Origin of the sequence: Achromobacter sp. JD417 (assembly GCF_041879325.1) — a bacterium.
In the GTDB taxonomy this organism is placed as follows: domain Bacteria; phylum Pseudomonadota; class Gammaproteobacteria; order Burkholderiales; family Burkholderiaceae_B; genus Achromobacter; species Achromobacter mucicolens.
In genome coordinates this window covers 4,113,588-4,137,829 of the sequence record NZ_CP087159.1, presented here as the reverse complement: position 1 = coordinate 4,137,829, position 24,242 = coordinate 4,113,588, and the positions used below count along the sequence as shown (strand labels likewise).

Genomic DNA, 24,242 nt, shown 5'->3' with positions numbered 1-24,242 from the left:
CCGTCTGAGCGGCTGATCCCATTTGACGATGGCGATATGCTTGGTGCTTCACTCGTATTTACGGGAAAGCCATGAGCGCATCGACTGAAGAACAGACTGCGGCTTTCAAGCCTGATCCTCGCATCTCGAGCGGTAATCCCGGGATCGACGATATTCTGGGCGGCGGTTTGGATCCCAACAGGATGTATCTCTGCGAAGGGCGGCCGGGCACTGGCAAGACCACCATGGGCGTGCAGTTTCTACTGGAGGGTGTCCGTCAGGGCGAGCGCGCGCTGTATGTCGCGCTATCCGAAAGTCCGGCCGAGCTCCACCTCGTCGCGCACCGTCATGGATGGTCGTTGGATGGCGTCGAGATCCTGGAAATCGTGTCGGAAGACGTGCTGGACCCCGAGCGGGAGCTCACGGTCTTGCACCCCGCCGAGATGGAGCTGACCGAAACCACGCGGCTCATTCTGGACAAGGTGGAATCGCTGAATCCGTCGCGGGTCGTCGTTGACAGCCTCTCTGAACTTCGACTGCTGGCGCAGGGTTCTCTGCGCTATCGCCGCCAGATCCTGGCATTGAAGCACTTTTTCGCGAATCGCCAATGCACCGTGATTCTGTTGGACGACCAGGCGGCCAAAGAGGACGACCTGCAATTGCACTCCATCTCGCACGGCGTCATCGCCCTTGAGCAGATGGCCGTGGATTTCGGCGCCCAGCGTCGGCGGCTGCGCGTTCTTAAAATGCGCGGCGTGGACTTTCGGGGCGGTTATCACGACTTCACGATCAAGCGGGGAGGTCTGGAGGTCTATCCGCGGCTCGTCGCGGCCGAGCATCACAAGGAGTTTCACCCGACGCCCACCCCCAGCGGCAACGCGGAGCTGGACAGCCTGTTGGGCGGTGGCCTGGACCGTGGCACCAACGCCCTGCTGATTGGCGCGGCCGGCGTGGGCAAGTCCTCGTTGGCGGCCACCTACGCGGCATCGGCAACGCAGCGAGGCGAGCATGCGGCGATTTTTGCGTTTGACGAATCCCGGGCCACATTTTTTGCGCGTTCCCGCGCGCTGGGGATGGAACTGGATACCGCGCTGGATGCCGGGTTGCTGAATTTCAAGCAGATCGACCCCGCCGAAATGTCCCCCGGCGAATTTACGGCGTTGGTGCGGCGCGCTGTCGAGCAGGGCGGGGCGCGCATCGTGGTTTTCGACAGCCTGAACGGTTATATGAACGCCATGCCCGACGGGCGGTTTCTGATTCTGCAGATGCATGAATTGCTCAGTTATCTGGGTCAGCAAGGGGTGACGACCGTGATGGTCCTTGCCGAGCATGGTCTCGTGGGTCCGATGGAAACGCCGCTGGACATCAGTTATCTCAGCGATACGGTGATCATGTTGCGCTACTTTGAATATGGCGGACGTGTGCGTCGTGCGATTTCGGTGGTCAAGAAACGCAGCGGCCCGCACGAACACGTGATGCGCGAATTCACCATGTCGTCGGCTGGTCTGACCTTGGGGCCGCCCTTGACCGCCTTCCATGGACTGTTCTCGGGCACCCCGCAGTACACGGGTGAAGACCTGCGACTATTGAGCGTACCCGATGCTTCGTCCTGAGGATGCCGAAGCGCGTGTTCTGGTATATGCCCCGATCGGTCGCGATGGCTCGGCGGGCGCTCGGCTGCTGCAACGCGCCGGCTTCTCCACCTATGTGTGCAAGGATGCGGAAGACCTGCTGATGCAGGCGGAAGCCGGCGCCCTGACGGCTTGCATCACCGAGGAAGGGCTGTTCGGCAAGAATCTGGACTTGGTGAGCGAATGGCTGAAGGCGCAGCCGGCCTGGTCCGGACTGCCGTTTGTCGTGCTGACCGGCAAGTCGCAGAGCGGACCCGTCGTGCGGTGGCGCAAGAAGATGACGGAGCTGCTGGGCAATGTGTCGCTGCTGGAGCGGCCGACCCAAAGCCTTGCCCTGACGACAATGGTGCAGACGGCGGCGCGCGCAAGGATGCGCCAGTATGAGATCCGTTCTCTGTTGTTGGCCGAAAAGCAGGCGGCCCAGGCGCTCGAGTCCATGGTGGCAAGCCGGACCCGGGAGCTGGAAATGGCCAATGCCGCTCTTCAGCAACAGATGCTCGAGCGCGGCCGGATTGAAGAGTCGCTGCGCCAGGCCCAGAAGCTTGAGGCGCTGGGACAACTGACGGGGGGCGTGGCCCACGATTTCAATAACCTGCTGATGGTCATTTCGGGGGGGCTGCAAATGCTGCAGCGTCCCATCGATGATGCTCGGCGCACACGCCTGTATGCGTCGATGCGGCAGGCAGTGGACCGGGGCGCCTCATTGTCGCGGCAGTTGCTGACGTTTGCCCGCCGCCAGGCCTTGCGCCCGCAAGTGGTGGACTTGAACATGGTCGTTCGCAATATGCTCGACATGCTGGAGCGGAGTCTGCGCGGCGATATCGTCGTTTCGCTGGCATTGGCCGATGGCTTGTGGCCGGTGGAGGTCGATCCCGGCGAGCTTGAACTCGTCATCCTGAACCTGGCGGTCAATGCGCGCGATGCCATGGCCAACGGCGGCGTGATCGAAATCCGGACCGAGAACGTGGCCGCGCCGGGGCAGGGCGAGTTGACGGTCGACCACGTTGCGTTACGCGTGACGGATACTGGGACGGGCATGACCGAAGAGGTGGCGGCGCGCGTGTTCGAGCCATTCTTCACCACCAAGGATGTTGGCAAGGGATCGGGCCTGGGGCTGCCGCAAGCGTATGGGTTTGCCAAGCAGTCTGGCGGCGCCATCGAGCTTTCCACACAGCCGGACATGGGCACCACCGTCTCGGTGTGTCTGCCCCGGTCGGCAAAACAGGCCGCCACGCGCGGCCGCCCGGCCGATGTGCGGGCGGTTCGGGAACGCGCCTCGATGTTGAATGTCTTGCTGGTTGAAGATGACGCCGAAGTCGCCGCGCTGACGGCCAGCATGCTGCAAGAGCTGGGTTATGCGGTCACGCCCGCTTCCAGTGCCGCCGAGGCGTTGGAAGTGCTGAACGGCGATGGCCGCGTGGACGTCATGTTGACGGATGCCATGATGCCGGGCGGCAAGAACGGCATCCAATTGGCTCGGGAAGTGCGTATCCGGAATCCGGGGCTGCCGGTGGCGCTGATGACCGGGTTCATGGGCGAGGAAGTGAAAAAGGCCGGGCAGGAAGGCATTCCGCTTCTGCCCAAGCCTTACCGGCTCGAGCAATTGGCCGGCCTGTTGATCCGATTGACTGGCGGGCGCGCATCGGGGCGGACGTAGGCGTTCTGGCGCGGGAATGGCAATTGCTGCGCGAGCCTTGCCCGCCAGGCTTGACAGCCACGCGCCAAGGAGACGCCATGATTGCAGAACGATTGCGTAGATTGCGCCGCATCGCGGCCTTTGCCGCCGAACGCTCGGGGGACTATGTGGAGTTGGTGGGGATCGAGTTATCCCTGTACCGGTCGGCGCTGGTTGCTACCGTCATCAGCAGCGTGGCCCTTGTGTTTTGCGGATTGGGCACGCTGGGCTTTATCTCGGTGGCTGCGATTGTGAGCTTTTGGGATACCGAGCATCGCAAGCTGGCCGCGTGGCTTGTGGCCGGCGCCTGGCTGCTGATCACGCTGATTTCGCTGGCCATTTCGACACGGAGCGCGCCGAAAGCGTCGCCCTTCGCGGAACTGAGTCATCAGGTGCGCCTGGATACCGCTGCTGCACGGAGCCATTATGCCCAAGACGACCACACTGGCTGATAAAGAGGCCCTGTTGGCCAAGATGGAGCGCGACCGCCAGGCGCTCGATGTTCCCATGCCGCGACGCTTGCCGCTCAACAGAGCGGGCGGGGCGTGGGCCCGGACGGCCGCGCTGGCCGCCGGTGCGACGCTGGGATGGCCGCGCTTTTTGCGCCAGCCGCTGCGCGCCATGGCGGCGGTGGCCATGCGCGACCGGGTTGCTGAACTGATGGGCCGCATGCAGGTGCGGCGCGTCAGCGATCCGATGTCGGATCCGGAACTGGCCCGGTTGGAGAAGATGATGGAGGACGTGCGCGCCGCTGCCGCCAGGTCGGCCGACGACGCGGAGATCGAGCGGCTTCGGGCGCAACTGGATCTTCAGGTGGCGCGGCTGCGCAAATTGCGTGTGCAGCAAGGTCAGCCCGCCCGGGACGTCCGGCAGTCTCCAGTCATGCAGACCATTGCGCCCACTCCGCGAACCCGGCAGACCCCTCCCGTGCCGGCCGCGCCGGCGGGCCGGGACGTTTCATCGATTCCATAGCGCAAGGCAAACGCGAGTCGCGCCCGCGCTTGCTGCACGGGCGGACCGTCGCGGGTCCAATGCACGGGCGGACTCTGTTGTGTCCAAGCGAGCCCCCGGACCCGCACCCTTCACTGCCGGCGGCGACTGCGCGCGCGTTGCCGATGCTGTTTCCGCGCCCGGCTGGTCAGCGCGGACGCCAGGGCAAGCAGCTTTTCCTCGTCCAGTCGTTCAGCGTCGACCAGTTGCTCGTCGGCGCCCTTCACTGCAATCAGCAGTTCGTCCAGCTTCAGGTGCAGCGCCTCGCTGTCCTTGTTCTGGCTTTGCTGAATCAGGAAGACCATGAGAAACGTGATGATGGTGGTGCCGGTGTTGATGACAAGCTGCCACGTCTCGGAAAACCCGAAGGCGGGACCTGAGAACGCCCACACGACTACCGCGATCAGCGCGACGCCGAACGCGACAGGCGATCCCGCTCTCTTCGTGACTTGCGATGCGAAGCGGTCAAAAAAGTGGGAGATCGGGTTCACTTTTACGGCCTTCCCGGGCCGGGATTTCGGCTCGCACTTTGCTCGCCGCTTTGCTGCATGTCTCTTCGGCATGGCGCTCCATTCCTACACGCACGGACCTGCGTGACGTAAAACCCGACAGCAAGCCTCATGCCCGAACGCTCGCACGCGACGCGGCACGTCACGTGCTAGGCTCACGGTGTTTTTCGCCCCGTCACATTGCAATGAAATCCCTACTGCAGTCTGAAATGTTCCTGCTGCTGGCCTGCGGGCTTGCGGTCGCGGGGCTCTTTGTCGAGCCGCATCTGGAAGGGCTAGGCCAGGCCGGCAGCCTTGTTGAAACGGTTGTGCTGATCGCCGCGATTCTTGCCGCGTCGCTCAGTGTTGCGCGCCATGCGGAACGTATCGCGCAGAAGCTGGGCGACCCTTACGGCAGCATGATCCTGACCCTGTCGGCCGTGCTGGTCGAAGTGATCGTGCTGGTGATCGTGTCGGCCAAGGCGGGCTCGCCGACGCTGGTGCGCGACAGCATCTATTCGGCGGTGATGCTGGACATCAACGGGATCCTTGGCGTGGCCGCGCTGATCGGCGGCTTCAAGCACGGCGAGCAGGCCTACAACGACGATTCGGCGCGCACGTACAGCGTAATGATCCTGACCGCCGTCACGGTGTCGATGATCATCCCCGAGTTCGTTCCGCAGCCCAGCTGGCGGGCCTACAGCGCTTTCACGGTGGTGTCGATGCTGCTGATGTACGGCGTGTTCGTGCGCATGCAGACCGGGCCCCACAGCTATTTTTTCAGCTACAGCTATCCGGACAAGAAGACGCGCAAGCCCGCGCCGGCGGGCGCGCAGCCAAATTGGCGCCAGTCGGCAGTAGTGATGGCGGTGGGCATTGTGGCGGTGGGCGCGCTGGCCGAACTGATGTCGCACGCGCTGAACCGCGGCCTGAAAGGGATGGACGTGCCCGTCGGCCTGATCGCGCTGGTTGTGGCGGGCATCTCGGCGGCGCCAGAGATGTTAACGGCGTTTCGCGCGGCGTTGGCCAATCGTATGCAATCGGTGGTCAATATTGCATTGGGCGCGTCGCTGTCCACGGTGATCCTGACCGTGCCGGCGATGGAGGCGATGGCATTGATCACCGGTCAGCGGATCAACATGGCGATGACGCCGCTGCAGACGCTGATGATGCTGGTCACGCTGGTTGTCGCGGCCATCAACCTGAACGACGGGCAGACGAACGCCATCGAGGGCCTCACGCACTTTGTGCTTTTTGGGGCGTTTCTGATGCTGCTGTCGCTGGGGTTGTAGGTCAGCCCCAGCCAGAAACACTCGCGGGCAGCGATCATCCGCGTTCGGATGCCATCACGGGTTCTGCCTCGGCCTCGCCATCGGCGGCGCTGACGTGGACGATGCGTTCGGGCAGCGCCAGCGCTATGCCTGCCGCCTCGAGCGAGCGCATGATGCCCAGGTTGATCGACTGTTGCGTATCCATGTAGCGGTTGTAATCCGCGCTCATCAAGTAGTAGACGGCCTCGTACTCCAGCGCGCTGTCGCCGAATCGCGCCAGGTGGGCGCGGTCGAATCGCACATCGCGCTGCTCGTTGATCCGGTCGCGCAGGATGCCGGGCACTGCCGCGGCACGTTCGACGTCGGTCCTATAGCTGATGCGTACCGAGAAGACGATGCGCCGTTGCTGCATGCGTTTGTAGTTCTGGATTGTCTGCTTGAGCAGTTCGGTATTCGAGCACACGATCTGTTCGCCGCCCAGGCTGCGGATGCGCGTGGTCTTCAGGCCGATGTGCTCGATGCTGCCGGCCACTGCGCCGAACACGATGAAATCGCCCACTTCAAACGGCTTGTCCAGGCCGATGGAAATGGAGGCGAAGAGGTCGCTCAGGATGGTCTGCACGGCCAGGGCCACGGCGACCCCGCCGATGCCCAGGCTGGCGACCAGCGCCGTGATGTTCACCCCCAGGTTGTCCAGCATGGCCAGCAGCGCCACGGCCCAGACGAAGGTGCGTAGCAGCAGGCCGAGCAGGGTGGCGGTCACGCGGCTGGCGTCGCCACGTGCAAGCACCGCGCGGCGCACCAGCACGTCCACGGCGCGTTCCAGCCACAAGGCGCCCTGCAGCGCCAGCAGCACAAACCACAGATGGCTGATGGTAGCGCCGCTCCAGGGCAGGGGCGCATCGCTGACGTCGATGCCGGCCATCAGGCACAGCAGCGCCAGCACGACCCAGTTGGTCCGCCGCAGTATCTGCGACATGGCGCTGGCGAAACCATGGCCGGGCAACTGCGCCCGCGCCTCCAGCCGCGCGCGCACCACCTTCAGCACGGTCGCAAGCACCATGAAAAGCACCGCGCCCACGCCGAGTGCGATGATCCAAAGCGCCATCGGGTGCGCGTTGAGCCAATCTCCAAATATCCAGGAATTCATTACGGGGCCTCCCATGCACGGAGCGCCGACCGCAGCAAATGTTGTTCCTCGTGCGCTTGGGAAGCCGAGGCAGGCCCCTGAAGCCTGAGCCTCAGGGGCGTCGAGACACTTACTTTTTCAGACCCGCCAAGGCGTCGCGCAGCATGAGCTTGGGGTTTTCGTTGCACTGTTTGACCAGCATCGGCGTGCGGGTGCTGATGCCCTCTACGTCGACCACAGCCTCTTCGGGCTTGCCTTTGTTGTTCAGCGCTTCTGCATAGCTGACGACGACGGGACGAAAGCTCTCTTGGACGTCGAGGAAGTCCTGGCATTGCCACATGCCGAGAGGCTTTTTCGCATCAGCTGCCTGGCCGGTGACCGAAAAGGTCAGCGAGCCAATGAGACCAATCATCAGTAGGTGCTTCTTCATGTTCGAGCTCCTGGGGTTGGCTTGCAGATGGAATGGCTTACAGGGAAAAAGTGAGCCGGCTGGCTCACCGATTTACATTACTGAAATCGGATGGGCATCGTCAACGCGGCCGACATCCAAAGGCGGAGAGGGATCCGCTTATACCGGTGACACAGCAACGCCGGGCGACGTCATTGCAGCGCCGTGTCCAGCAGCATCATGAGCACGAATCCCAGCATGAGGCCGCAGGTCGCGGGAACCTCGTGGCCTTTTCGATGGGTCTCGGGGATGATTTCGTGGCTGATGACGAACAGCATGGCGCCAGCCGCAAAGCCCAATCCCCAGGGCAAGAGCGAGGCCGACCACCCCACAATGGCCGCGCCAAGCACGGCGCCCAGCGGTTCCACCAGCCCCGATGCCATCCCGAAGCCAACAGCGAATGCGCGCCGGTAGCCCGCGGCGAGCAGGGCAATGGCCACCACCAGTCCCTCGGGAACGTCCTGGATCGAAATGCCCATGGCGAGCGAACCCGCCTGCACGGGATCGGCGCCGGCGTAGCCGACGCCGATCGCCAGGCCTTCCGGAAAGTTGTGCAGCGTGATGGCAAAGACAAACAGCCAGGTACGGCGCAGGTTACGTGCGGGCTTGCCTTCCTTGCCCTTGATGAAATGCTCGTGGGGCAGCACGCGGTCCAAGAGCAGCAGCGCCAGTGCTCCGAGCAGGATGGCGCCCGCGATGGTCAGACCCGCGCCCCAGGGGCCCCTCCCGAGTTCCCGGGCCGCGTCCAGGCCCGGAATGATCAACGAAAACGCGCAGGCGGCCAGCATGATGCCCGCGCCGAATCCCAGCAGGGTGTCCTGCACCCGCTCGGGCACGCGTTGCGAGAACGCGACCGGCAACGCGCCCAGCGCGGTCGCGCCCGCCGCGAGCAAGCCGCCCAACAAGGCGGCGCCAACTGCGGGATGGCCGGCGTCCAGGTATCGCCATAACGCGAACACGCCCAGCCCGCACGCGACGAGCAGACCCGTTCCCATCAGCCCCCTCAGCATCGAGGTCCGCGGGTCCGGCAGCACCTGGCCGGCTGGGGAGGTCTGGCGGGGCACTTAATACGATCCCGAAAAGAGGCCGCGCGCTGCCGCAAGACTTGCAAGCGCAGAGGCCGTCAGCGGTGAATCCGCTTGTGTGTTGTGGCGTGGCCGATACATGGATGCTCCCCAGGGTGAAGGCCGGCAGCGTCGTTCACTAGGCTACCGGCCGGATGTGGCGGTGGAGCCACAGCAATGCGCGTGCCCGAGAGGGGGGGCGGCACGGTCCATGAAAAGAGCGCCCGAAGGCGCTCCAGGGGACTGCGCGCGCGGTGCGCGTCAGGTCAGGCAGAACTGCGGCGTGCCGCTGGGGTCGACGCGCCGGATGCCTTTAAGAATCCACTTCGCGTGCCGCTCGGCTTCTTGCTGGGCCGAAAACAGCTTGCCGCTCGGAATGGGCCAGACGGCCTGCTGGTCCTCAAGGTCGCCGTCACGCCGGGTCGTGACGTCCAAGCGGTATTTGCCGGTGGGCAACTCAATGACGTCGCAGTGGACTTTGAATCCATCTACGCAAATACCTTGTTCAGTATTCATCGTGCGCTCCAGTGAGTGGTGTGGATAGAAATCGTTGTGCCCGGGATTTTCCAAAATCGGCTCCCCCTGCGGTGCAACAAAGTGCAAGAATTCTCGACCAACCCTTCAGGGCTATTTGCACCTGCTGAATGGACTCTCGGGCGACCCAAACGAAGCGGGCCCTGGACATGGTCCAGGGCCCGGCGTGGCGCGCAAAGCAGGGCGATGCTACCTGCGTATGCTCATGAAGGGGGATGAAGGCGTGCGGCTCACTGCCCGAGATTTGACGCCGTCTTTCCAGCCGGCTTTCCACATCTCGACGCGGCTGCGCCATTCATTGACGGATTCGCCGGTCTGCGCAGGCATGGCTGCGGTGCGAAGGTAGGGGCAATCCAATAGGGTCAACCCCTGGCGCGCGGCGTCTGCTCCCAGCTTCTGGATATCCACTTGCATGGCAACTCTCCCAAAAGATGCGAGCGCTTAGTTTGCCCAGCGCAAAACCGTCGTGCAACGCAGCGCGTGTAACTTCGCGTTTCTGTGTTACATCGCCGTAAAACACGCGCGTTGAGCCGCAAAAAGTGCCATGCGTTGTGGGGCGAACACGCCCCGTCCAGGTGAAAGCAAGGTCACAGCGACGAGGCGAGGCCGTGCCAGCCACCAGGCTCCCCAACCAGAACCCGATGACCGCGTCGCTGTGACAACCGAAAGTCCGCAACTAACGTTCCCGTATTGCGCTCGCTCGCCACCAACCTAAATGCGCGAGGGGATGCCATGCGGGGGGCCCACCGGGCATGACGTTTGCTGAAGGTTGGCTGTTCGTCAGACGGCAACGCGCCGTCATCCGGCGACGCTATTCCTACTGGAGGTCCGAATGAAAAACCGTCTTTTGAAGGCAGGGCTTGGCGCTGCAATTGTCCTCAGCATGGGTTCGGTTGCGCTAGCGCAGACGCCCGCCGCCCCTGGCGGGCAGGTGCCCGCCGCAACTAACAAGCTGGACAGCGAGGCCCGTGGCTTTCTGACCGACGCGGCCGAGTCCGGCCATCTCGAGATTGCCGGCAGCAAGATGGCGCTGGAAAAGTCGCAGAACGCCGAGGTCAAGAAGTTCGCGCAGATGATGATCGACGATCACACCAAGGTGGGGCAGAAGCTTGAGGCATTGGCCAAGAGCAAGGGCTTCGAGGCGCCCAAGGATCCGTCGATGATGCAGTCGGCCAAGCTCAAGGCGCTGGGCCTGCGCAAGGAAGGATTCGACAAGGCTTACGCCGACGAGATCGGCGTGGACGCGCACGAGGACGCCGTCAAGCTGTTCGAAAAGGCCTCGAAGGAAGTGAAGGATCCCGAGGTCAAGCAATTTGCGATCGAAACGCTGCCCGGTCTCCAGCAGCATCTGCAGGCGGCCAAGGCGTTGCAGCAAAGCGTGTCCGCCAAGAAGTAGCGCACGCGCGTGCGCCGGCGCCCGAACCGGCGCCGGGCCGTTCAAGCGGGCCTGCCCGCCACTCGTTGCACCAAGGCTCACCGGCATGCGCCTTGCTGTACAGCGGCTGGGCAAGGCCCGCTTTTCAATCGATCCACCTACAGGAGTGATCATGAGCCAGAAAACCTTGAAGGACCTGTTTGTACACGAGCTATCGGATATCTACAGCGCCGAAAAGCAACTCACGCGAGCCTTGCCGAAGATGGCCCGGGCAGCCAGCGATCCCGCACTGGCCGACGCGTTCACCGCCCACCTCGAAGAGACCCGTGGCCAGGTCGAACGCATCGACAAGATTGTGGAAGGGGCGGACTTCCGTCTCAAGCGCATCAAGTGCGCAGCGATGGAAGGGTTGGTCGAAGAGGGCCGCGACGTCATTGAAGACGTTGAAGAAGGTCCGGTGCGCGATGCAGCGCTGATCGCGGCTGCGCAGAAGGTCGAGCACTACGAGATCGCCAGCTACGGCACGCTGTGCACGTTTGCCAAGCAACTGGGCGAGACCGAAGCGCTGAAGCTGTTGAAGGAGACACTGGCTGAAGAAAAGGCCACCGACGAGAAGCTGAGCATGCTGGCGCTCCAGCAGACCAACGCCGAGGCCGCCAAGGCGGGCAAGGCCAAGTAGTGAAATGCGCAGCGCGCCCGCCTAGGCGATGACGGCCCTGTGCAGTACTTGCGCGTGCAGGGCCGTCATTCGTACTATGCGCTGAAATGGGCGCCCTGGAGAGCCATCATGAAACCAGCAGACGAGTCACCTTCGCGGGGCCGGCCCGCGCGGCGCGGGGCCAAGACCGGCCGCGGCCCCTGGCTGATGCTTGCTTTCTGGATAGGCGCGGTAGCCGTCCTGTTTCTGGTCGGCGTATTGATCCGCGGGATGTAGCGACCTACTGGCACAACCGGGACGCCACCATGGTGACGACGGTGCCATCCGGAAGTTTGTAGTGTCCATCGCCTTCCCAGGTCACGAGCTGGCCGTCGGGAAGGCAGCAGTAGGCGCGGGGCATTTCATCGCCCATTGGCTGCGAGGAATATCTGTCGATGCGGTAGGTGCTACCGTCGGCAGCAGCGGCAACGACTTCCATGACACGCTTGTATGTTGGGTTTGACATTTCTGCCTCCTGTTCACACTGTCGGGGTATTGGTGCATGTTGCCCCTGCACGGTCAATACGCATCGCAGCATGGGCGTCGTGTGAGCCGTAGTACGTCCGTTGCGTCAACTTGCCGCACCGGCCGTCAGCCATGCCGAACACCCCGCCGGCGCAACCGACCCGCTGACGTACATCGCGCCGGCTGCAAATAGGCGCAGTTTTTGCGCGGTGGGGACGGCGGTCATGACCCAGACGGATCCTTGCGGATCCGACCAGACGATGCGGGCATCGGTTGCGGCCAGCGCCTGGAACACCGCGGCGGGGGACGCGCCCGGGCGCAGCGCGACCACCGTGGTGTCTGCGCCGGCACGCAAGGGAAAGAGGTTCAGCATCCCGCCCGCCAGCACCGCTGCCGCGAGCAGGCCGACGAGCGATTTGCCGGTGCGGCCCGTGGGCGGCGGGCGGCGATGATTGCGGGTCTTCCAGCCGGCCAGCAGCGGCGCCAGGCCGAATACGACAAACCAGGCGACGTCCCAGATGAGCGGCTGTTCCGCGTCCATCTTGATGCGATGAATGCCGGTGATCCAGTGCGAGAGCAGCGCATCGATGATGTGCCAGGAGCCAAAGCCAATCCAGAAGTGGCCCCAGCGCGGGCGGATCGGCGTGCCCGGCGACGCGGCTGACCGGGCGCGGAACAACTCGATGAGCCCGGCGGCGGCGATGACGTACATGATGGCGTGAAAGACGCCATCGGCCGCGACCTGGGCGCCCAGCGACCCCAGCGGTCCAACCTGCACGTTCGATAGCAGGTGGTGCCATTGCAGAATCTGATGCAGCAGGATGCCGTCAAAGAAGCCGCCCATGGCGAAACCCAGCAAAAAGCTGGCTCGCCGCAGGCGGCGAGGGGCGGCGGGGTCAACAGGTGTGCGGACGAGTTCCATGGCAGTTTCCTTGAATGGCATCGCAAGCGCGCCGTCGGCGGCGCGGTCCGCATGTCCTGTTCCCATCTGCGCCAAGGCGAAGATCCTCACGCGGTTGGTCGGAGCAAGGGCGGCCGCCGGCGTGTGGATAGGCGACACGGCATGGCAGTTGCTGCGCCAGGCCTGATCGCGTGTTGCGGTCACGTCAAAGGAGATTCCAATGAAAGCACTTTGCTGGCACGGCAAGCACGACATTCGCTACGACACGGTGCCCGATCCGATCCTGGAGAATCCGCGCGACGCGATCATCAAGGTGAGCGCGTGCGCGATATGCGGATCGGACCTGCATCTGTTCGACGGGTTTATGCCCGGCATGAAGTCCGGGGACGTGATGGGTCACGAGTTCATGGGTGAGGTCGTGGAAGTCGGCGCGCAGGCGCAGAACCTGAAGGTGGGGGACCGGGTCGTGATTCCGTTCACCATCACCTGCGGCGAATGCGACCAATGCAAGAAGGGCAACTTTTCGGTCTGCGAGCGCACGAACCGCAACGCGGACCAGGCGGCCAAGATGTTCGGGCATACGACTGCGGGGCTGTTCGGCTACACCCATCTGACCGGCGGCTATGCCGGCGGCCAGGCGGAATACGTGCGCGTGCCGTTTGCCGATTCGACCCATGTGCAGGTGCCCGACGAGCTGTCGGATGAACAGGTTCTTTTCCTGGGGGACATTCTGCCTACCGGTTGGCAGGCGGCCAAGCAGTGCGACATCGAATCGACCGACACCGTCGCCGTGTGGGGCGGCGGACCCGTGGGCCAGATGGCGATCCAGAGCGCGATCCTGTTGGGCGCGCGCCAGGTGATCTGCATCGAATCCGTGCCGGAGCGGCTGAAGATGGCACGCGACTGCGGCGCGGTCACGATCAACTTCCAGGACGAGGATGTGGTGGAGCGGCTAAAGGACCTAACCCACGGCAAGGGCCCGGAGAAATGCATCGACGCGGTCGGCATGGAGTCGCACGCCAGCAGCACGATGGAGCACCTTTACGACCGGGTGAAGCAGGCAGTGGGCGCCGAGACCGACCGGCCGCACGTGCTGCGCGAGATGATGTATGTGTGCCGGCCCGCCGGCATCCTGTCGGTCCCCGGCGTCTACGGGGGAATGATCGACAAGATTCCGTTTGGCGCGTCGATGAACAAGGGACTGACGTGGCGCATGGGCCAGACCCATGTGCGGCGCTGGACGGACGAGCTGCTCGACCTGATTGTGCAGGGCAGGATCGATCCGTCGTTTGTCATCACGCACCGCGCAAAGCTCGAGGCCGGACCGGATATGTACAAGACCTTCCGCGACAAGGAGGATCGGTGCATCAAGGTGGTGCTCACGCCATGACGCGCGGCGCGCGTCAGGCCCCGGCCTGGGATGGGGTCTGTTGCGCGGCAGGTTCCACGGTGTCGCACAGGGCATCCAATTCCCGCGTGACCTCGTGCCAGGACCAGCGGATCAGATCCACCGCCACCCGTTCGTCACACGTGAAGCCGCCGCCGCTGGCGGCTTCCTGCACCACGGCGTCCAGCTGAGCAAATTGTTGACTCGTGCAGCACAGGGGCGCGCCGGCGCCCCGTTCACGAATGGCGCGCGCCAGGCCGTCGATCTGCCTTTGCGCTGCCTGCGCAACCGCATGCAGGGCAGGGCCCAGACGGCGTGAGACATTCTCGGTGACTTGCACGCCGCCCACGCGCTCCATCAGCGGGACGGTAAGCCATAGCTCCTCGATCCGCTCCTGCAATCGCTGCGCCTGGGTGTCGCGGCCCACAAAGTCGATGGGCAACGATCGGGACTGGCGAGCCATGTCGATCGCCCTCCAGTGCGCGCGTTCCAGTGCGGGCTTGTCTCGCGGCCGCGGGCGTTCTCGGCCTTCGTTCAGGGCGGCGGCCCATTCGACCAGCAATTCCCCGTACAGCTGCAACGAGGCGGCAAGGTTGTACCGCATGCTGTGATGGGCCGACAGCGGCAGCACCGCAAAGGCGGCCAGGATGCCGGCGGCCGAGCCCACGACGATCGCAAGTGTCTTGTTGACGGCGCCTGCAACGAGGTCGGCGTCCGGGGTCACGGTCAGGATGGTCGCCGTGACGAGACTGTAGTTCAAGGAGGGCCAGCGTATCGTCAGGCAAGCGGCGGCGCCTACACCGACCACGATGCTCCATGGCGCCGGCAGGCCGGTGACGGCGGCAAGTGGCACAAGGGCAATGCCCAGCGCCACCCCGACCATTGCGCCCAGAATGCGGGCGGCTGCTTCGCCGACCGTGCCCTCCACGGTGGCCCGCACCACAAATAGCGCGGAAAAGGCGCCCCATGCCAGATCCGGCATCTGCTGCCACCGCATCCAGCCATAGGCCAGCAGCACGGCGGTAATGGTTTGCAGGGGAAGGCGGACACTGTCCTGTCCGATCGCGTCGCGATAGGCGGCGGCGCGTTTAAGAAATTGGGCGTAAAGAGGAAACATCTGAACTTTGGCCAACTGCGCGCAGATCAGGCGTCTGCGTCGGCCGGAAACGGAAGGAAGATGGCGACGCGATGGCCCAAGAAACCGCAGGACCTGAGCGCGGTCTCCTGGGCACGGCGGGCAGGTATGGTCAGGACTCGGATTTCTTGGGACGTCCGTACGGATCCTTGCCCGCGGGAGCCTGGGACCCGCCGGCGGGATACCCCGAATTGGTGTCGGGGTTCTGATTGACGTCCCCCGTGGGCGGACCGTCCTCGGTTGGTTGACCCGTGTAGCCAGTCTCTGCGCGATCCACGTGGGGCGACGGCGGCGGATTGGGCGGCGGGGCGGGTTTCGAATCGGTCATGGGGTGGCTTCCTTTGTAAAGATGGGAGCGCGCCGCCCGTTCTCGGGATAGCCTCCCTCAACCAGCAGCGGCGCCGCCTTATCGCCGCAAATGGCGTGCCCGAGGCGTCAACCCAGGTTGTGATACTTCCGTCCAATTTCCATCGTGGCACGATAGAAGCCTTCCTTGCTGCCGCAGTCGTAGCGCACGCCCTCGTACTCGAAGCCGAAGACGTTTCGGGCCTTGAGCAGGGCGGCGATGCCGTCGGTCAGCTGGATTTCGCCGCCCACGCCCGCCTGGGTGCTCTCTAGCAGCGCGAAGATTTCGGGCTCCAGGATGTAGCGCCCGACGACCGCCAGGTCGGTCGGCGCGTCTTCGGGCTTGGGCTTTTCAACGATGCCGGTCAGGCTCATGACGCCGTGCGCCTTGCGGCTGCCGGAGACGATCCCGTACTGGTGGGTGTTGGCTTTGGGCACCTGCTGGATCGCCAGGACACTGCCGTCGAACTCCCGGGCCACCTTCATCATTTCGCCGATGACGGGGGCATCCGCGTCTATCATGTCGTCCGCCAGCAGCACGGCAAACGGTTCGTTGCCTACAATGGTCGCCGCGCAGAGCACCGCATGGCCCAGCCCCAGGGCGGCTGGCTGGCGGGTGTACACGCATTTGACGTTGTCCGGAATGACGTTGCGGACGGTTTCCAGCAGGGCGTTCTTGTTTTTCGCTTCCAGGTCGTATTCCAGTTCTGGCACGCGGTCGAAATGATCCTCGATGGCGCGCTTGTTTCGGCCGGTGACGAAAATCAGTTCCGTGATGCCCGCGGCGACCGCTTCCTCAACGGCATACTGGATCAGCGGCCGGTCGACGATGGGAAGCATCTCCTTGGGCATGGCCTTGGTGGCGGGAAGAAACCGCGTGCCGAGGCCCGCGACGGGAAATACAGCTTTACGAATGGGTTGCATTGCTAAGGCCCTCTATGCCCGGGCGGCGCCAGGGATGCGCCGTCTACTGATGGCTGTTAGAGCAAATTTTGTGCCTGGGCGCTGGCGGCTGTAACAGATTTTTCGGGATGGCACGCCGTTTGCTGACGGGGCTTGAGCATGAATAGACACGCAGGTGGGGACATTGCATGACTTCTTTACCGGATTTTCCGTCCGAGGATCGCTATCGACTGCTGGTAGGGGCGGTAATGGATTACGCCATCTACCTGCTGGACGCCAATGGCCGCGTCAGCAGCTGGAATCCGGGCGCCGAGCGTTTCAAGGGCTATGGCGCGGACGAGATCATCGGGCAGCACTTCTCCGTTTTTTACACGCCGGAGGATCGGAACGCCGGTGTGCCGCGGCGCGCGCTTGAGACAGCCCGCCGCGAGGGGCGCTTCGAGGCCGAGGGCTGGCGCGTGCGCAAGGATGGCAGCAGGTTCTGGTGCAGCGTGGTGATCGACCCGGTCCTTGACGATCGCGGCGAGCTGGTTGGCTACGCGAAGATCACGCGTGACATCACCGAGCAGAAAGAGCGGCACGAGCAGCTCCAGGAAGCCCGCGATTCAATGCACCATGCCCAGCGCAACGAGGCCATTGGACGGCTGACGGGCGGCGTGGCGCATGACTTCAACAATTTTCTGACAGCAATCCGGTTCTCCGCGGAATTCATCAAGCGCTATCCCGACCTGCCTGTTTCGCTGATGCGCTATGTGGGCATCATCATCGACACGACGGAAAAAGCGGCCCAGCTTACCCGGCAGCTCCTTGCCTACGCCAAGCGGCAGCCGCTGCAGCCGCACGCGTTCGACGTGCGCGACAGTCTGGCTTCGATGCGGCCGCTCTTCGAAACCACGGTGGGTTCGTCCGTGGCGGTCAGCTACGAGTTCGGGCCGGGCGACTGTACGATCTTCGCCGATCCCACCCAGCTTGAGTCGGCGCTGCTCAACCTGGTCATCAATGCGCGCGACGCGATGCCCTCGGGCGGCCAATTGAAGATATCGGCCCAGATCGTGCCCGACACCGCGACGCTGGGCGGCTTGGCGAGGCTCAATGGGCCGCAGGTGGCGCTGTCGGTGCAGGATTCCGGCAGCGGGATTGAGCCGGAGGTGCTGGCGCATGTCTTCGAACCCTTCTTCACGACCAAGGGCCAGCATGAAAACTCCGGCCTGGGACTGAGCCAGGTGCAGGGCTTTGTCCGGCAATCGGGCGGCGACGTGACCGTCGACAGCACGGTGGGCACGGGCACGACGTTCACGCTTTACCTGCCGGCCGCCAAGGCGCCGGGCGTTATGGCCGAATCGCCCGTCTCTGGTGAGATGGCCAACGTGCCAGTGCGCCGCGATGTGCTGCTGGTGGAAGACAACCGCATGGTCGGTGAAGTGGTATCGGCATGGCTGGAAGAGCTGGGTCAACAGCTCACCTGGACCGTTGACGCCGAAAAGGCCTTGCAGGAACTTGAACAGCGCGACGGCGGGTTCGACCTGGCCATTCTTGACCTTGTGCTGCCCGGCATGAACGGCATGGATCTGGCCTATCGGATCCGGGAGCGCTGGCCCGGCATCCGGATCGTGTTGGCCAGCGGTTACAGCGAGGCGATGGCGGGGCCTCGGGCGCTGGGCTTTCCGGTGATGCAGAAGCCTTATTCCGTTGAAGCCTTGATGCAGGTGCTGACCGAGGACGCGCATACGATGCCCTGAGCGCCGGCCGCTTGCCGCCGCCGGTCTACACCCGGCGAAAGCGGCTGTGCGCCCGGCGCCTGATGACGCTGATGTCCCCATCCGGCTCCATGTAGGCGCGGCGCACCTCGGACAGCTCAAGCACGCCCTTGAGCCGCAATTGGCTCATAAGTTCGTCTTCGGTCAGGTATTCACGCCGAAGCGCCCGTTTGGACACCACGCCATCCCGCACGAGACACACGCGATCCGACTCCAGCAGGCGGCCAAGGGGCTTGCAAAAATAGCTGACGCGATCCACCAATACCGTCCAGCCGAGGATGGTGGAAATCAGCACCATCCCGTCAAGGATGGACTTGTACTCGCCCGCCATCGCATTCTGGGCGGCATCGGCAATCAGCACCAGCACCAGCATGTCGGCCACGCCCAGCGATCCGACATCGCGCCGCCCGGCGAGCCTGAGCAGCACGAAGATGAACCAATAGACGATCGTCCCGCGGATTAAGATTTCCAGCGGGGCGACGGAAAACGTGAACATCGTCGACCAATCCGGGTCCATCGTGGCGCCTCCCAAAGCAAAACGCAGTCACCGGGCAAGGGCGAGCAAATGGCGTGCCTGCGCGCGTGCGCGAGGGTGCTACGGGCCAGGCGGCCGGGCACACGGATTGCTGCGGGAATCGGCCAGAAGCAAAAGGAGTGAACATGCAACCCCAAAACACGGCATTGCGCCCGCAGGACGCCATTGCGCGCGAGCTCGGCGTCACCAAGGACTTTGACGCGGCCGTCGAACTGGAAGCGCGGGTCGCATTCCTGGCCGATTACCTCGTCCGCTCGGGGCGCGCTGGCTATGTGCTGGGCATCAGCGGCGGGGTGGACTCCACGGTGGCGGCGCGGATGGCGCAGCTTGCCGTCGAACGTGTGCGATCCCAAGGCAGGCCGGCCACGTTTATCGCGGTGCGCCTGCCCTATGGCGAGCAGCGCGACGAGGAAGATGCGGCGCAGGCGCTGGACTTCATCGCGCCCGACCGCCGGATGCGCATCGACATCAAGCCGGCGGTGGACGCGCAGCGCGAGGCGCTTCGCGCAGCGGGCCTTGCCTACGCGGACGAGGCGGCCGAGGACTTCGGCGCGGGCAACATCAAGGCGCGGCAGCGCATGATCGCGCAGTACGCAATAGCCGGCGCGCTGGATTGCCTGGTCATCGGCACGGACCAGGCGGCCGAGGCGTTGATGGGTTTCTTCACGAAACACGGCGATGGGGCGGCGGATGTCCTGCCGCTGCGCGGGCTGACCAAGCGGCGGGTCCGGGCGTTGGGAACGTTGCTTGGGGCGCCGGAGCGGCTGGTGCAAAAGGTGCCCACTGCCGACCTCGAATCCTTGAGGCCGTTGCGCCCGGATGAGGACGCGTACGGTGTCACGTATGCCCAGATCGATGGATATCTGGAAGGCGAGGCGATTGCGCCGGACGCCGTGGCGGTGATCGAGCGGCAGTTCAACGCCACCGCGCACAAGCGCGCGTTGCCTCCGGGGCCTGCATCGTGACGTGAAGCCGCCGCGCTTTTCGCGACCTGTATCATTGCCGATACCCTTCAGCCCGTCACCACAGGCAAAAAATGTCCGATTCGCCGTCCGTTCCAAACAACAAGCCCGGCGTCGTCCGTAGTGACCTCAGCTTTCCTGTGGTCGGCCTGGGCGCCTCAGCCGGGGGGATCGACGCGCTTAAAACATTTTTTTCGCATATGCCGGCCAAGCCCGGCATGGCCTTCGTCGTCGTGGTGCACCTGTCCGCGGACCACGAAAGCGTCCTTGACCGAATTTTGCAGGCCAGCACCGCTATCCCGGTCGCGCAGGTCACCAAGCCGGTCCCGATCCAGCGTGATCACATCTATGTGATACCCCCGGGCGCGACGCTGGCGATGAACGATGGGTATCTGCGCGTGACCGCCGGCACGGCCAGACCGGAAGGCCGCCACATCGCCATCGACACGTTTTTCCGAACATTGGCCGACGTGCACACAACGCGCGCCGTCGGCATCGTCCTGTCCGGCGGCGGATCGGACGGGTCGGTCGGCCTTGCCCGTATCAAGGAGCAGGGCGGCGTGACGTTCGCGCAGTCGCCCCAGGACGCCGAGCACGACACCATGCCGCGAAGCGCGATCGCAACCGGCGCGGTGGACATCGTGCTGCCGGTGTCGATCATGCCGGATCGCCTCAGGAAAATCGCGGAGAACATGGGCAGCATCCACCTGCCGCCGCTGACCGAGGAGGAAGCCGCGGGCGCGGCCGACGCCGAGCAGGCGGCGGATGAGTCCAAGCACGATCGCAACACGTTGCGCGAGATCCTTGCCTTGCTGCGCGCCCGCACGGCGCACGACTTTCGTCACTACAAGAAAGCCACGGTGCTGCGCCGGATCGAGCGCCGCATGCAGATCACGGGCGCCGCCACCCTGGCGGACTATGGAAAGCTGCTTCAGGAACGCAGCGACGAAACCCCCAGGCTGCTATCCGACATGCTGATCGGCGTGACGCAGTTCTTCCGTGACCGGGACGCCTTTGCCAATCTGGATGAATTCGTGCTGCCCAAGCTGTTCAAGGCACTCAGTCATGCGCCGGATTCCGCGTTGCGCGCATGGGTGGCGGGTTGTTCGACGGGCGAAGAGGCGTATTCGCTCGCCATGTTGATGAGCGCGCGGGCTGCGGCGATGCCTCAGCCGCCCCGGATCCAGATCTTTGCCACCGACATCGACGAAACGGCGCTGACGGTGGGCCGGGCGGCGGCATATCCCATGGCGATCAAGGCCGATGTGCCCGAGGCAATGCTGCAAAGTTTCTTCAGCCGCAAGGACGACGAATATCGCATCAAGAAAGACGTGCGCGAGCGTGTTCTGTTTGCCGTGCACAACATCCTGCGCGACCCGCCTTTTTCGCGGCTGGATCTGGTCAGCTGCCGCAATCTGCTGATCTACCTGGATCGCGAGGTGCAACGCGATGTGCTGCGCATGTTCCATTTTGCGCTGAAGCCGGGCGGCTTCCTTTTTCTGGGCAGCTCCGAATCGGCAGATGCGTGCCCGCAGCTGTTCCAGGTGGTGGACAAGCGCTATCGCATCTACGCCGCGCGCGAGACCCCGGCGCAGCTGAGCGGCATGCCCGAAATGACGGACGGCGGTTTCAGTCACGTGCGGCCCATCCACGCCTCCACCGCGCCGGTGCGTGAGACCAAGGTGTCGTACGCCGCGGTGCACCAGCGCGCGCTTGAAATGTACGCGCCACCCAGCGTCATCGTCGATGCCAACAGCGACATCGTGCATATCTCGGACCGCGCAGGCCGTTTCCTGCGCCATCCGGGCGGCGAGCCTTCCCGGAATCTCCCGGCGTCGGTGCATCCCGAACTTCGCACCGAACTGCGCACGGCAATGTTCCAGGCGCTGCACTCGCGCAAGAGCGTTGAGGCGCGTCGGGTCAAGATGACCTTCGGCGACCGCCAGGCCTACATCAACATGGTGGTGCGGCCGTTCCGGCACGAGGAGTCCGCCAGCGACTACATGCTGGTGCTGTTCGACGAAGTCGAAGACGTCATGAGCGCCGATGGCAGCCAGGGCCCGACGAGCGGTTCTGCCGCCGTGCTGACACGGCTGGAGGCAGAGCTGCAGCGCACCAAGGATCAGTTGCAGGCCACCATCGAGCAGGCCGAGACCTCGACGGAGGAACTGAAGGCCTCCAACGAGGAACTGCAGGCCATCAACGAAGAGCTGCGTTCGACCACCGAAGAGCTGGAAACCGGCAAGGAAGAACTGCAGTCCGTCAACGAAGAGCTTATTACCGTCAATGCGGAACTCAAGACAAAAGTCGACGAAACCGCCAAGATCAATGACGACTTGCAGAACCTGATCGCGTCCACCGACATCGCCACGGTGTTCGTGGACCGCATGATGCGCATTCAGTGGTTCACGCCGCGCGCCTCCGATATCTTCAATGTGATTCCCAGCGACGCCGGCCGTTCGGTGCTGGACATCACGCATCGGCTGGAATATCCGGACCTGGCCAAGGATGCCGCGGGCGTGTTCGAATCGCTGCGGCCGCTTGAGCGCGAGGTGCGCAGCGCCACCGACCGTTGGTATCTGGCGCGGCTGCTGCCCTACCGCAGTGCCGAACACCGCATCGAAGGCGCGGTCCTGACGTTCATCGACATCACCGACCGGCGCAAGGCCGAAGACCGGGTTCGTCTGGGCGAAGCCCACCTGAAGCTGATGACGGAAAGCGCCCGCGACTTCGGCATCATGACGCTGGATAACCAGGGCATCATCACCAACTGGAACATCGGCGCCGAGCTGATGTTCGGATACACCAGCGCCGAAGCCGAAGGCAAGTCGATATCCATCATCTTCACCGACGAGGACATTGCCGCCGGCCGGCCGGAATACGAACTCGATCGTGCCCGGCAGATCGGTTACGCGCCGGACGAGCGGTGGCACAAGCGCAAGGATGGCAGCCTGGTGTACTGCACCGGGGGCGTGAACCGCATGGACGACCCGGTCTATCAAGGGTTCGCGAAGATCGTGCGCGACGTGACGGAACTGAAGCTGCGCGATGCCGAGCAGGAATCGCGGCTGGATCGCGCGCGTGCCGACAGCATGCTCAAGGACGAATTCTTCGCGGTCGTGTCGCACGAACTCAAGCACCCGCTCAATCTGATTCAGCTCAATGCCGAGCTGCTGGCCCGCGCGCCAGCCGTGCGCAACCTGGCGCCGGCAGCGCGTGCCATCGATCTGATCCAGCGGTCGGTCAGGGGCCAGGCCCGCATCATCGACGACCTGCTGGACCTGTCGCGCGTGCGCACTGGAAAGCTGGCGCTGAACAAATCGATCATCGACGTCGTGGCCATCGCGAAAAATATCCTCGATGTGCTCAGGCCCGCCGCCGCCGCCGCCGGCGTCGACCTGCGCGCGGACTTCGATCCCGCCCTGGCGATCTACCTGGATGCCGACCCCGTGCGCATCGAGCAGGTGATCTGGAATCTGCTGAACAACGGGATCAAGTTCACACCGGAAGGAGGGCGGGTCGCGCTCAAGCTCGCCGTTCAAGACAACCGGTTGAGGCTGGACGTGGCCGATACGGGCCAGGGCATCGACCCGATGTTTGTCGGCCGGGTCTTCGACATGTTCAGCCAGGGTGACGTGCGTCAGAAGGCCGGCACCAGCCCGGGGCTGGGTATCGGACTGGCGGTCGTCAGCGAACTCGTTGGCGCCCATGGGGGCACGATCGAGGTGCACTCGGACGGCCTGGGCGCCGGCGCGCGATTCACGGTGTGGCTGGACCTGGCCGGGGCGCGCGAAGAACAGGACGCGCCACAAACCAATGGCGACATGCCGCTCGACGGGTTGAATGTGCTGCTGGTCGACGATTCCGAGGACGTCCTGCAGGTCATGCGCGAACTGCTGGATCTCGAAGGGGCCATCGTGACGGCTGTCTCCAGCGGCCGCGAGGCCTTGGAACGGCTGGATCAGTCCCCGTTCGATCTGCTGCTGTCGGACATCGGCATGCCCGACATGGACGGCTATGCGCTGATGCGGGCCATTCGCGAGCGGGAGGAGGGCGTCGGTCTGCCGTCCATCGCGCTTACCGGGTTTGGCGCCAAGGAAGACATGCGAGAAGCCGTCAGCGCCGGCTTCTCGGCGCACATCAGCAAGCCCGTGTCATTGGACGATTTGCTGGAAGTCGTGCGCAAGATTCGTCCCCGCAGCTGAACGTTGCCGGCGGCCGCGCGCAGCGGCCGCCGCACCCCCCGCCATCGCGAAGTTTCAATTAGTGCCAATTTTCCGCTTCTGGAAATAATTACCCTACGTTGGCGTAAGGCGTGATTGCGCCTGCTTTGGGTTGCGCGCAAAGCATGCTGCGAAAATTCGCATATTTGCGACCACCAATCCGGACACGCATGCGCCAAGGTTTCGCTGCAAGGCGTGAAAAATGCTGCCATGCGGTCGATTGACACCATCGAGAAAGGCTTGCGCTAAGCGCCGCCGCTACTTAAGCTGTCCCGAAACGCCGCGCCCCAGCACGTAACGTGCCAGCGCCGGTAAGCGGATCGCAGCGCAATGTCCGCAGAATGACCA

23 protein-coding genes are annotated in these 24,242 nt (G+C 64.1%); 11 read left to right on the top strand and 12 right to left on the bottom strand.

Annotated features, from left to right (window positions below; genetic code table 11):
• Window positions 1–71: 71 nt before the first annotated feature.
• The 4 genes from LN047_RS19060 to LN047_RS19045 all read left to right on the top strand — a co-directional run bounded on the left by LN047_RS19060 (window position 72) and on the right by LN047_RS19045 (window position 4,257).
• The gene (locus LN047_RS19060; RefSeq protein WP_373979874.1) at window positions 72–1,592 is read left to right on the top strand and encodes an ATPase domain-containing protein; all 1,521 of its coding nucleotides are present in this window, start codon (window positions 72–74) and stop codon (window positions 1,590–1,592) included.
• Window positions 1,579–3,267, top strand: a complete 1,689-nt coding sequence (locus tag LN047_RS19055) for an ATP-binding protein (RefSeq protein ID WP_373979873.1) — start codon at window positions 1,579–1,581, stop codon at window positions 3,265–3,267. Before LN047_RS19060 ends, LN047_RS19055 begins: the two co-directional genes overlap by 14 nt.
• Before the next feature lie 77 nt (window positions 3,268–3,344).
• On the top strand, window positions 3,345–3,737 hold the full coding sequence (locus tag LN047_RS19050; RefSeq protein WP_062842155.1) for a phage holin family protein: 393 nt from the start codon (window positions 3,345–3,347) through the stop codon (window positions 3,735–3,737).
• Window positions 3,712–4,257, top strand: coding sequence for a hypothetical protein (locus tag LN047_RS19045; RefSeq protein ID WP_373979872.1), 546 nt, complete (start codon window positions 3,712–3,714; stop codon window positions 4,255–4,257). The genes LN047_RS19050 and LN047_RS19045 overlap by 26 nt, the downstream gene beginning before the upstream one ends.
• 110 nt (window positions 4,258–4,367) lie before the next feature.
• On the opposite strand, the gene LN047_RS19040 is transcribed toward LN047_RS19045, so the two are convergent.
• Window positions 4,368–4,838, bottom strand: coding sequence for a low affinity iron permease family protein (locus LN047_RS19040; protein ID WP_373979871.1), 471 nt, complete (start codon window positions 4,836–4,838; stop codon window positions 4,368–4,370).
• 131 nt (window positions 4,839–4,969) lie between these two features.
• Between LN047_RS19040 and LN047_RS19035 the strand changes: the two genes are divergently transcribed.
• Window positions 4,970–6,055 carry a calcium:proton antiporter gene (locus LN047_RS19035; RefSeq protein WP_217618611.1) on the top strand — a complete coding sequence of 362 codons (1,086 nt, stop codon included), beginning with the start codon at window positions 4,970–4,972 and terminating at the stop codon, window positions 6,053–6,055.
• A 34-nt stretch (window positions 6,056–6,089) separates the two neighbouring features.
• On the opposite strand, the gene LN047_RS19030 is transcribed toward LN047_RS19035, so the two are convergent.
• The 5 genes from LN047_RS19030 to LN047_RS19010 all read right to left on the bottom strand — a co-directional run bounded on the left by LN047_RS19030 (window position 6,090) and on the right by LN047_RS19010 (window position 9,623).
• A complete protein-coding gene (locus LN047_RS19030) occupies window positions 6,090–7,184 on the bottom strand; it encodes a mechanosensitive ion channel family protein (RefSeq protein WP_373979870.1) in 1,095 nt (364 codons plus the stop codon).
• Window positions 7,185–7,293: 109 nt separating this feature from the next.
• On the bottom strand, window positions 7,294–7,593 hold the full coding sequence (gene hdeA / locus LN047_RS19025; protein ID WP_056323268.1) for an acid-activated periplasmic chaperone HdeA: 300 nt from the start codon (window positions 7,591–7,593) through the stop codon (window positions 7,294–7,296).
• A gap of 170 nt (window positions 7,594–7,763) precedes the next feature.
• Complete coding sequence (locus LN047_RS19020) at window positions 7,764–8,621, bottom strand: ZIP family metal transporter (RefSeq protein ID WP_373982157.1); 858 nt, start codon at window positions 8,619–8,621, stop codon at window positions 7,764–7,766.
• Between the two features lie 315 nt (window positions 8,622–8,936).
• Window positions 8,937–9,278 carry a hypothetical protein gene (locus tag LN047_RS19015; protein WP_373979869.1) on the bottom strand — a complete coding sequence of 114 codons (342 nt, stop codon included), beginning with the start codon at window positions 9,276–9,278 and terminating at the stop codon, window positions 8,937–8,939.
• A 120-nt stretch (window positions 9,279–9,398) separates the two neighbouring features.
• Window positions 9,399–9,623: a CrpP-related protein gene (locus tag LN047_RS19010; protein ID WP_128828768.1), complete on the bottom strand. Its 225-nt coding sequence runs from the start codon at window positions 9,621–9,623 to the stop codon at window positions 9,399–9,401.
• Between the two features lie 418 nt (window positions 9,624–10,041).
• Between LN047_RS19010 and LN047_RS19005 the strand changes: the two genes are divergently transcribed.
• Complete coding sequence (locus LN047_RS19005; RefSeq protein ID WP_373979868.1) at window positions 10,042–10,605, top strand: DUF4142 domain-containing protein; 564 nt, start codon at window positions 10,042–10,044, stop codon at window positions 10,603–10,605.
• A 151-nt stretch (window positions 10,606–10,756) separates the two neighbouring features.
• Window positions 10,757–11,263: a ferritin-like domain-containing protein gene (locus tag LN047_RS19000; protein ID WP_152385044.1), complete on the top strand. Its 507-nt coding sequence runs from the start codon at window positions 10,757–10,759 to the stop codon at window positions 11,261–11,263.
• A gap of 259 nt (window positions 11,264–11,522) precedes the next feature.
• Here the strand turns inward: LN047_RS19000 and LN047_RS18995 are convergent, their stop codons facing one another.
• Window positions 11,523–11,747, bottom strand: a complete 225-nt coding sequence (locus LN047_RS18995; RefSeq protein WP_128828766.1) for a hypothetical protein — start codon at window positions 11,745–11,747, stop codon at window positions 11,523–11,525.
• A 105-nt stretch (window positions 11,748–11,852) separates the two neighbouring features.
• On the bottom strand, window positions 11,853–12,851 hold the full coding sequence (locus LN047_RS18990; protein WP_373979867.1) for a DUF2243 domain-containing protein: 999 nt from the start codon (window positions 12,849–12,851) through the stop codon (window positions 11,853–11,855).
• Between the two features lie 16 nt (window positions 12,852–12,867).
• Here LN047_RS18990 and LN047_RS18985 point away from each other — a divergent pair, with 16 nt between their 5' ends.
• Window positions 12,868–14,037 carry a zinc-dependent alcohol dehydrogenase gene (locus LN047_RS18985; protein ID WP_373979866.1) on the top strand — a complete coding sequence of 390 codons (1,170 nt, stop codon included), beginning with the start codon at window positions 12,868–12,870 and terminating at the stop codon, window positions 14,035–14,037.
• A 13-nt stretch (window positions 14,038–14,050) separates the two neighbouring features.
• On the opposite strand, the gene LN047_RS18980 is transcribed toward LN047_RS18985, so the two are convergent.
• The 3 genes from LN047_RS18980 to galU form a co-directional block, all read right to left on the bottom strand.
• Window positions 14,051–15,151, bottom strand: a complete 1,101-nt coding sequence (locus LN047_RS18980) for an FUSC family protein (RefSeq protein ID WP_373979865.1) — start codon at window positions 15,149–15,151, stop codon at window positions 14,051–14,053.
• A 130-nt stretch (window positions 15,152–15,281) separates the two neighbouring features.
• The gene (locus LN047_RS18975) at window positions 15,282–15,497 is read right to left on the bottom strand and encodes a hypothetical protein (protein WP_062842130.1); all 216 of its coding nucleotides are present in this window, start codon (window positions 15,495–15,497) and stop codon (window positions 15,282–15,284) included.
• A gap of 107 nt (window positions 15,498–15,604) precedes the next feature.
• The gene (gene galU, locus LN047_RS18970; RefSeq protein WP_179689650.1) at window positions 15,605–16,438 is read right to left on the bottom strand and encodes a UTP--glucose-1-phosphate uridylyltransferase GalU; all 834 of its coding nucleotides are present in this window, start codon (window positions 16,436–16,438) and stop codon (window positions 15,605–15,607) included.
• A 167-nt stretch (window positions 16,439–16,605) separates the two neighbouring features.
• Here galU and LN047_RS18965 point away from each other — a divergent pair, with 167 nt between their 5' ends.
• A complete protein-coding gene (locus LN047_RS18965) occupies window positions 16,606–18,156 on the top strand; it encodes a PAS domain S-box protein (RefSeq protein WP_373979864.1) in 1,551 nt (516 codons plus the stop codon).
• A 25-nt stretch (window positions 18,157–18,181) separates the two neighbouring features.
• On the opposite strand, the gene LN047_RS18960 is transcribed toward LN047_RS18965, so the two are convergent.
• Window positions 18,182–18,691, bottom strand: a complete 510-nt coding sequence (locus LN047_RS18960) for a DUF421 domain-containing protein (RefSeq protein WP_373979863.1) — start codon at window positions 18,689–18,691, stop codon at window positions 18,182–18,184.
• A gap of 143 nt (window positions 18,692–18,834) precedes the next feature.
• On the opposite strand from LN047_RS18960, the gene nadE reads away from it, so the two are divergent.
• Together nadE and LN047_RS18950 are read left to right on the top strand one after the other, a co-directional pair.
• Window positions 18,835–19,674, top strand: a complete 840-nt coding sequence (gene nadE / locus LN047_RS18955) for an ammonia-dependent NAD(+) synthetase (protein WP_373979862.1) — start codon at window positions 18,835–18,837, stop codon at window positions 19,672–19,674.
• A gap of 71 nt (window positions 19,675–19,745) precedes the next feature.
• The gene (locus LN047_RS18950; RefSeq protein ID WP_373979861.1) at window positions 19,746–23,876 is read left to right on the top strand and encodes a CheR family methyltransferase; all 4,131 of its coding nucleotides are present in this window, start codon (window positions 19,746–19,748) and stop codon (window positions 23,874–23,876) included.
• Window positions 23,877–24,242: the final 366 nt, after the last annotated feature.